The organism is Vibrio sp. YT-15, assembly GCF_033337445.1.
GTDB classification, from domain to species: Bacteria; Pseudomonadota; Gammaproteobacteria; order Enterobacterales; family Vibrionaceae; genus Vibrio; species Vibrio alginolyticus.
Genome location: NZ_JAWOQR010000087.1, coordinates 1 through 1,312 on the forward strand (window position 1 = coordinate 1; position 1,312 = coordinate 1,312).

A 1,312-nucleotide genomic window follows, 5' to 3' on the forward strand; every position below is an offset into this window, starting at 1 on the left:
TAGAGACGTACCATTCAACTGTCGGCCATCTTTCGCGTAAACGCACATGGCGTAATCACCCGGAGCAATTTGTTGTTCGCTAATGATGGTTTTGGCATTTTTTCCTTGATATTCCATCAAATCAACTTGATGTAGAGCGCCGTTCTCGCTTGCGTCTAGCAGAATGTGATCGCCAGTTTGCTCGCCCGTTTCTGGGTCAAAGGGAATTAAAACCACGTCTTTAAATGCTAAGACCACTTTGTTGGCGTCATCCACAGGTGCATCTGAGACACCAAGAGAAAACGTAGCGGATTCTGTATTTGATGAAGAGTCGTCACCACCGCAGCCAGTCAGTAGTAGACCGCCTGAGATAGCAAGTAGAGGATAAGTGTATTTTTTCATATTGACCTCTTGTGTTTACACTGCCGATAAACATCGAAGATTAGTCTCAGAGTCGAGACCAAATGTCATTGCTTAGTAATGACGGGGTCAATGTAAAAAAGGGAAATTCATAATGTGATATGGATTCCTAAAAGGCTATTTTTTAAATCTATTGCTCAAGTGTAGCAGCGAAGCAGTAACTCCATTAACTTCGGCTCTACTTAGCTAAACAACGTGGTTGCTTGGTAACCACTTTTCCCATTTTCACAAGCGCTTTTTTATAAAACTAAGTTCTTATTCGTAGTGAAATGAAGTTGATAATAATCAAAATAGATAGGTGATGAGGGGCGTAACGTAAGGTCGAATATTGCTAGAAGGAATTAGTATGATGGCATACAAATTTTTTATTCGAGAGCTACTAGGATTAGCGATCGTGGTTTCAGTTGTTTTTGGTGTACTTGGCGTGATGCTCGATCTTTTCGCGCTTACGGCGCTGTGGGAACATCAAGATGCAATTGCTCAGATCTTTTTTCATGAGTCGTTTTACTTCATTGCATTCTTAATCCCGCCATTTTTCCTATGGAAGATCATTAATCGTTCTGATTTGGTTACCGCCGCACAAAACTATATCGCGCTAAAGTTAGAAGCAGAAAGTCGATAATCTAACTCCAAGTACGATTGATACCATTTGATATGACAGAGGCTCATGCTTTGTTTCATGAGCCTCTGTCATTTTGTCTCTCTGAGCAAGCAAGATAGCTTGCTCAAGGATTAATTCTTACTTAAAAGGCTGGTTCAATCGTTCCTTTGAAAGTGCTATCAAGGAAGTCGCGAATTTCTTGGGATTGGTAAATAGAGACGAACTTCTTGTAAGCCTCGTTGTTTCTGTCGGCTTCACGAGTCGCAATAACCATAACGGCGAGAGGTGCGTCTTTGGACTCTAGGAAAATAC

3 protein-coding genes are annotated in these 1,312 nt (G+C 41.3%); 1 reads left to right on the forward strand and 2 read right to left on the reverse strand.

Annotation, left to right across the window (positions count from 1 at the left end):
- Positions 1 to 381 (reverse strand): DUF4382 domain-containing protein (locus tag R7D93_RS25435; RefSeq protein WP_318129572.1); only part of this gene is annotated, 381 nt, incomplete at its 3' end.
- 367 nt (positions 382 to 748) lie between these two features.
- Here R7D93_RS25435 and R7D93_RS25440 point away from each other — a divergent pair.
- Positions 749 to 1,021 carry a hypothetical protein gene (locus R7D93_RS25440; protein WP_021487203.1) on the forward strand — a complete coding sequence of 91 codons (273 nt, stop codon included), beginning with the start codon at positions 749 to 751 and terminating at the stop codon, positions 1,019 to 1,021.
- 121 nt (positions 1,022 to 1,142) lie between these two features.
- On the opposite strand, the gene R7D93_RS25445 is transcribed toward R7D93_RS25440, so the two are convergent.
- The coding region (locus R7D93_RS25445; RefSeq protein ID WP_318129573.1) for a MetQ/NlpA family ABC transporter substrate-binding protein at positions 1,143 to 1,312 on the reverse strand (170 nt) is incomplete at its 5' end.

What these genes read in the sequence shown, in the direction of transcription:
- R7D93_RS25440 (WP_021487203.1), top strand. Translation starts at nt 749, where the DNA reads ATGGCATACAAATTTTTTATTCGAGAGCTACTAGGATTAGCGATCGTG.